Here is a 6433-nt window from a genome sequence, read left to right as displayed (position 1 = left end):
GCGGCCGTAGTAATACGCGCCATTGCTGCCGATCGGCGACAGCACGTCGTACGGCAGGTTGCCGAAGTAGTGGATATCGCTGTTGGATCGATCCGGGTAGTTGTCGGTCAGGTTCTGGCCGCCGATGGCCACGCTCCATTGCGGGGTGATGCGGTACTCCACTTCCGCATCCAGCTGCCATTCGGCCTGGTAGGTCTGGCGCGGGATGTAGCCATCACCGAAGTTGAACACGCGTGTGGCGCTGCCGTAGCGGTTCACGCGGGTGCTCAGCGACCAGTGGTCGTTGCTCCAAGCGGCCGAGAAACTGCCACGCGTACGCGGCGTAGCATCGGTCAGCGTGTTGGTCTCTTCGATGCCGAACAGCACGTAGTCCGGATTCAGTGCACGCAGCTGCGCCGGCGTGGCCAGCACGTTCTTCAGCGTGGTCTTCGTGTACGCATAGGTGCCGGTCAACAGCAGCTGGCCATCACCCAGCGACTGGCGCCAGTTGCTCACCAGTTCGGCGCCGCGGGTGCGGGTGTCGGCGGCGTTGACGAAGAAACTGGCGCTCTGCAGGCCGCTGACGCCGTAGTTGGCCGCCACGTAGTCGGTCAATGCATCGCCGGTGATGCTCTCCGACAGCGCGATGCGGTCGTCGATGTCGATCTGGAAGAAGTCCAGCGACAGGTCGAAGTGCTCACCGATGCGGCTGGTGAAGCCCAGCGAGGTGTTGATCGATTTTTCCGGCTTCAGGTTCTGCGCACCGAGGCCACGGGCGATCGGATTGTTGACCGACAACAGGCGGCCCTGCACCAGCTGGCCGCCGGCGTTGTAGCCGGTCGAGGTGGATTCGTAGCCGATCTGCGCCAGCGACGGTGCGCGGAAGTTGTTGGAGATGGCGCCGCGCAACGCGAACGCCGGGGTGAATTCATAGCGCAGGCCGAGCTTGCCGGTCAGTTCACCGCCGAAATCGTCGTTGTGCTCGTAGCGTGCGGCCAGATCGGTGGAGAACTTCTCGCCGAACTGGCTGGACAGGCTGGCGTAGGCGCTGGCCACGTCGCGCGACAGCCGCGCCGCATCCTGCGGGGTCAGGCCACCACCGGCCTGCGAGCCGGTCGGGCGATCGGTGTAGGGGCCGGCGGCGTAGCTGGCCGGGTCACCCGGGCGGGTCTGGTAGCGCTCATGGCGCGCTTCCACGCCCAGGCCCAGGGTGTGGCTGATGCTGTCGCTCTGGGTGAACACACGACTCAGGTCGAGGTTGCCCACGGTCTGTGCGTATTCGTAGTCGGCGGTCTTGAAGCGGGTCGGGCTGGTCGGGCCCAGCGACGCGTTGAGCGAATCACGCAGGCGGTAGGTGAAGTCGTTCTGGCCGTAATCCAGGCTGCCGTCGTAGCTCCATTCACCCCACTGGCCGCGCACGCCGGCCACGGCCTGCACGTCGCGGTTCTCGCCTTCGGAGATCGGCCGGTAACCGTTCGGATAGACCTGCTTCCAGTTGGCATCGCCATCGGGGTAGCGGAAGTAGTTCGCACCTTCGGTATCACGCTGGTTGAAGGTGCCGAACGCGTAGAACGTCGACGTCTGGCCTACCGGAATCTCGGTGTTCAGCCACAGGTTGATGTCCTTGCTCTTGCCATCGCCCAGCACGTAGTTGCGCTTGCCCAGCAGCGCCAGGTTGTCCGGCGTCTGGTCCCACGGCGGAATCTGGTCGAAGCCGGCGCGGTTGGTGCCGTTGCGGTGCTTGTACTCCAGGCCGATACGCAGGAAGCCGCCGTCCTCGCCCAGCGAGGTGCCGACCTTGGCGCTGATGTTGCCGGTCTGGCCGTCGGTGAGGGTGCGGCCGATCGGCTTGAGGTCGGTGTGGTTGGCACCGTAGCTGGCCTCGATCTCGCCACCGTCGCCGCCGTTGTCGAGGATCACGTTGATCACGCCGGCCACGGCGTCCGAGCCGTACAGCGCACCGGCGCCGTCGCGCAGCACTTCGATGCGCTTGATCGCGCTGACCGGGATCGAATTGAAGTCGACCGGCGTGGTGCCCTTGCCGATCTTGCTGTCGGTGTTCACCAGCGCGGTGTGGTGGCGGCGCTTGCCATTGACCAGCACCAGCACTTGGTCCGGCGACAGGCCACGCAGCTGTGCGGCGCGCACGTGGTCGGCGCCGCCGGAGTTGGACTGGCGCGGGAAGTTGAACGACGGCAGCAGGGCCTGCAGCGCACTGCCCAGCTCACCGTTGACCACGCCCGCCTTGCGGATGTCCTCGGCGGTGAGCACGTCCACCGGCGAGGTGGATTCGAGCACGGTGCGGTCGGCGGCACGGGTGCCGGTGACGATCACGGTGTCGAGGTTGGTAGCGTCTTGGGCCAGAGCCGGGACGGCGGTGGAGGAAAGCGCGAGGGCGATGGCGAGGCCGAGCGGCGACGCGGGCAGGCGGATGGACATGGGGGCTCCAGCAACAACGACGACGGGGAAGGGGGAGATATTTTCACTTACATCCATCCGGATGAAGCGATATATTATCTTCGCGTGATGGCCGGTGCCGATGCAAGTCCCTGCCGGTCCGGCATGAGTTGATGCCCCGTTGGCATCAGCACGCCGGACCGGTGGCGCTGTACGCTGCCGGCTCGCCTTGTCCCCCTTCCCCGGAGCTGTACCGATGAAACACCTTGGCCTCGTCTTCGCCGTGCTGCTGGCCACCAGTGGCTGCGCCAGCCTGTCCTCTCAGGCGCCCAGCGCCTATGCCACGGCCACCACCGCCGAACTGAAGGGTGATGCCGCACGCCCGTCCGCCGGCCACGGCTGGGTGCGCAGTGAGCTGTACTTCGGCGTGGGCGAGGAGCAGGGCGCCGGCAACCGTCCGCAGGCCGACACCATCAGCGAGACGCAGTGGCGCGCTTTCCTGGACAAGGAAGTGACCCCGCGCTTCCCGGATGGACTGACCGTGTTCGATGCGTATGGTCAGTGGCTGTTCCGCGGTGATGCCGCGCCCAACCGCCTGCGCACCAAGGTGCTGGTGGTGCTGCACGAGGACACCCCGCAGCGCCGTGCCGATATCGAAGCCATCCGCCTGGCGTGGAAGCAGCAGACCAAGCATCAATCGGTGCTGTGGTCGCGGCAGGCGGTCGAGGTATCGTTCTGAGTTGAAGGTGCCGCCGCGGTGCCGCAGGGAGCAATGATGAACTACAGGGAATGCCTGCTGGGCCTGGTATTGGCAGGTGTGCTGGCACCGACGGCGCAGGCGGGTGGAGACGATAGCGAAACGCTACGCTTCCAGGTGGCCGCGCATGTGCAGGCGCACGCCGATCCCCAGCAGGACGGCAGCATCGCAGTGCAGCTGTCACCGTCAGGCAAGCGCCAGACGCTGGCGGGTGCGGCGGATGCCGATGGCAATTCGCGCTGGTCGCTGGAAGACGTCGATTTCGATGGATACCCGGAACTGGTCGCGCGTGCATCGGTGGGCATGGTCAACGAGGCGGTGGCGGTGTACCGCTTCGATCCGGCCACTGTGGGTTTCCGCGCGCTGCAGGCCGACACCCACGGCAAGGACAGTTGCGGTGACCTGATGGGGTTGAGCGTGGATGCTGCCACTCGAACCCTGACCAGCAGCTGCCGCAGTGGCCCGATGTGGTACACCGACCAGTACCGGTTTGCAGGTGCGAAGCTCTATCTCTACCGCAGCGAGAGCGTGCTGATGCTGGGCGACACGGTGAACGCCGCGTTGCAATGGGAACAGACCGACGAGCAGGGTCCGCTGGCGGTCTGGCGCACCTATGATCCCGCCGGTCGTGTGCTGGAGACCGTCATCACCGATGGCCTGGGCGCACCGCCGGATGGGCCGCTGCGTGGCCAGCAGGCCACCGTGGTGCCAGCGCGGTTGTTCCTGTTCGATCGATCCGGCGCATCAAGCACCAAGCGTTACCTGGTACAGGGCGACCGTGTGGAAATGCTGGATGAACAGGATGGCTGGATGAAGCTGCGCTACCGCAACTCGAAGCAGGGCGCGGTGGAAGGCTGGATCAACGTCAACGATTGAAGAAAAATGGGGACGGAGGGAATTAAGTCGTTTGTGCCGTTAACGACTTAATTCCCTCCGTCCCCTTTTTTTGCGGAAGCATCACTTCATCAGGTCTAGCCTCGGACGTTCCCCCGTTCGAGGATGTATCCGATGAGCAAGCGCGTGGCCGAAATCGTGGTGGACGCCCTGCAGCAGGCCGGTGTCCGCCGTTGCTACGGCATCGTGGGCGATACGCTCAACCATGTGACCGATGCGATGCATGGCAGCGAGATCGCCTGGGTGCACGTACGCCATGAAGAAGTGGCAGCGTTCGCCGCAGGCGCCGATTCGTTGGTGAGCGGCCAGTTGACGGCGTGTGCTGGCTCCTGCGGGCCCGGTGGCCTGCATTTCATCAATGGCATCTTCGAGAGCAATCGCAACCGGGCGCCGATGGTGCTGATCGCCAGCCAGATCGTCACCAGCGAACTGGGCATGGAGTTCCCGCAGGAAGTGGACTTCAAGGCGGTGTATGGCAGCTGCACGGTGTTCTGCGAGCAGGTGCACAGTGCCGAGCAGGCGCGACGCGTGGTGGCGCTGGCCTGCCAGGCCGCGATCAGCCGTCGCGGCGTCGCCGTAGTGATCCTGCCGGCTGACATCAGCGAGGCCGAGGTGAAGCACGATGTGCCGTTCTCGGTGCACTACACCCAGCCGGTGCTGCGCCCGTCCGACGCCGAACTGCAGCGCATCGCCGAGTTGTTGGGGCAGGGCAAGCGCATCGGCATCTATGCCGGCGCCGGCTGCCAGGGTGCACACGTGCAGTTGTTGGAACTGGCGCGCAGGTTGCAGGCGCCGGTGGCGCACACCTCGCGCGCCAAGGATTTCGTCGAGCCGGACAACCCGTACAACATGGGCATGACCGGCATCTTCGGCATCGAATCCGGCTTCCACACACTGATGGAGTGCGACACGCTGTTGCTGCTCGGCGCGGATTTCGCGTGGAGCCAGTTCTATCCGGACAAGGCCACGATCATCCAGGTCGACCGTGATGGCAGCCACCTTGGCCGTCGCCATCCGGTGAACCTTGGTGTGGTCGGTGATATCGCACCGACGCTGGATGCATTGCTGCCGATGCTGCCGCCGCGCGAGGACAGCAGTTTCCTGGACGAGTGTATCGAGCGCCGTGACAAGGCACTGAAGAAGCGCGAGAAGGAAGAGCAGCCCGGTGAGGGCGAGTTGATCCATCCGCAGCACCTGACCGCGCTGCTGTCGAAATATGCCACCGATGATGCGCTGTTCACTGCCGACGGTGGCTCGCCGATGGTGTGGGTGCTGCGCCATATCCGCGTCAACGGACGCCGCCGCACGCTGACCAGCTTGCTGCACGGCACGATGGCCAACGCGATGCCGCAGGCGCTGGGCCTGCAGAAGGCGTTCCCCGGCCGGCAGGTGATCTCGCTTTCCGGCGACGGCGGTCTGGCAATGCTGTTGGGCGACCTGTTGACGGCCGTGCAGGAAAACCTGCCGATCAAGGTGGTGGTGTTCAACAACGGCTCGCTGAATTTCGTCGAGCTGGAGCAGAAGGTGGAGGGGCTGCTGGACAACTACACCGACCTGAAGAACCCGGACTTCGGCCGCCTGGCCGAGGTGATCGGCTTCCACGGCCGCACGGTGACGCGCAGCGAGGATCTGGAGGAGGCGGTGCAGGACTTCCTGGCGCAGCGCGGCCCGGCGCTGCTGGACGTGCATACCAGCCGTGCCGAGCTGGTGATGCCGCCGCAGATCGAGGCCAAGCAGGTGGCCGGTACCGCGCTGTATGCGGCCAAGGCGGTGTTGAACGGCCGCTTCGACGACGTGAAGCATCTGCTGGTGGACAACTTCCTGAAGAAGTAGGGGGTTGGTCGATGCAGGGCTGCGCCCTGCACCCGCGGTAGTGCCGGCCGCTGGCCGGCAACACCAACAGCAGGAGCAGGTTTCTGAGGGATGGCGGGGTGGGTCCGGTTGCGGGGGACGCTGCAAGTCCCCCTCCGGGGCCCGGCCCAGCCGCTGGCGGCTGTGCGTTCGGGCGCTTGCGAAGCAATGCTTCGCAAGCAAAGCGCCCTCACCCATGTAAGCTCGGTCGCGCCATCCATGGCGCTCACGCCCCCGCAACCGGACCCACCCCGCCTTCGACAGATCATCGCTGCTGTTGGTAGGTGTCGACCTTGGTCGACACAGTAGATCCACGCCATGCGTGGACAGCGTGGAAATGATCGAATTGTTCTTGTAGAGCCGAGCCATGCTCGGCTGAGAGGCTTCGCGTACAGCAGCCGAGCATGGGCTCGGCTCTACAACGAGCGCCTGCCTTTGCTTTTGATCTTTTGATTCTCTTCCGTGGCTGGCATCCGCAGGAAACTGTCAGGGGCCGGTCGGGATGGGCTGCGCAGGACCGTTGGCGCCATGGATGGCGCCATCGAGCCCCCAAGG

4 protein-coding genes are annotated in these 6433 nt (G+C 65.2%); 3 read left to right on the top strand and 1 reads right to left on the bottom strand.

The genetic code is table 11. The features are described 5' to 3' along the window. A partial coding sequence (locus N7573_RS22165) for a TonB-dependent receptor (RefSeq protein ID WP_279943292.1) occupies window positions 1-2418 on the bottom strand: 2418 nt, incomplete at its 3' end. Window positions 2419-2632: 214 nt separating this feature from the next. On the opposite strand from N7573_RS22165, the gene N7573_RS22160 reads away from it, so the two are divergent. The 3 genes from N7573_RS22160 to N7573_RS22150 all read left to right on the top strand — a co-directional run bounded on the left by N7573_RS22160 (window position 2633) and on the right by N7573_RS22150 (window position 5860). Then, on the top strand, window positions 2633-3115 hold the full coding sequence (locus N7573_RS22160; RefSeq protein WP_032128812.1) for a DUF3574 domain-containing protein: 483 nt from the start codon (window positions 2633-2635) through the stop codon (window positions 3113-3115). Window positions 3116-3151: 36 nt separating this feature from the next. Beyond that, on the top strand, window positions 3152-4009 hold the full coding sequence (locus N7573_RS22155) for an SH3 domain-containing protein (protein ID WP_279913831.1): 858 nt from the start codon (window positions 3152-3154) through the stop codon (window positions 4007-4009). A gap of 132 nt (window positions 4010-4141) precedes the next feature. Further along, window positions 4142-5860 carry a thiamine pyrophosphate-dependent enzyme gene (locus N7573_RS22150; protein WP_279913830.1) on the top strand — a complete coding sequence of 573 codons (1719 nt, stop codon included), beginning with the start codon at window positions 4142-4144 and terminating at the stop codon, window positions 5858-5860. Window positions 5861-6433: the final 573 nt, after the last annotated feature.

The organism is Stenotrophomonas sp. GD04054 (genome assembly GCF_029836955.1).
Taxonomy (GTDB): domain Bacteria; phylum Pseudomonadota; class Gammaproteobacteria; order Xanthomonadales; family Xanthomonadaceae; genus Stenotrophomonas; species Stenotrophomonas maltophilia_A.
This window is presented reverse-complemented; position numbering and strand designations above follow the sequence as displayed.

What these genes read in the sequence shown, in the direction of transcription:
- N7573_RS22160 (WP_032128812.1), top strand. Translation starts at nt 2,633, where the DNA reads ATGAAACACCTTGGCCTCGTCTTCGCCGTGCTGCTGGCCACCAGTGGC.
- N7573_RS22155 (WP_279913831.1), top strand. Translation starts at nt 3,152, where the DNA reads ATGAACTACAGGGAATGCCTGCTGGGCCTGGTATTGGCAGGTGTGCTG.
- N7573_RS22150 (WP_279913830.1), top strand. Translation starts at nt 4,142, where the DNA reads ATGAGCAAGCGCGTGGCCGAAATCGTGGTGGACGCCCTGCAGCAGGCC.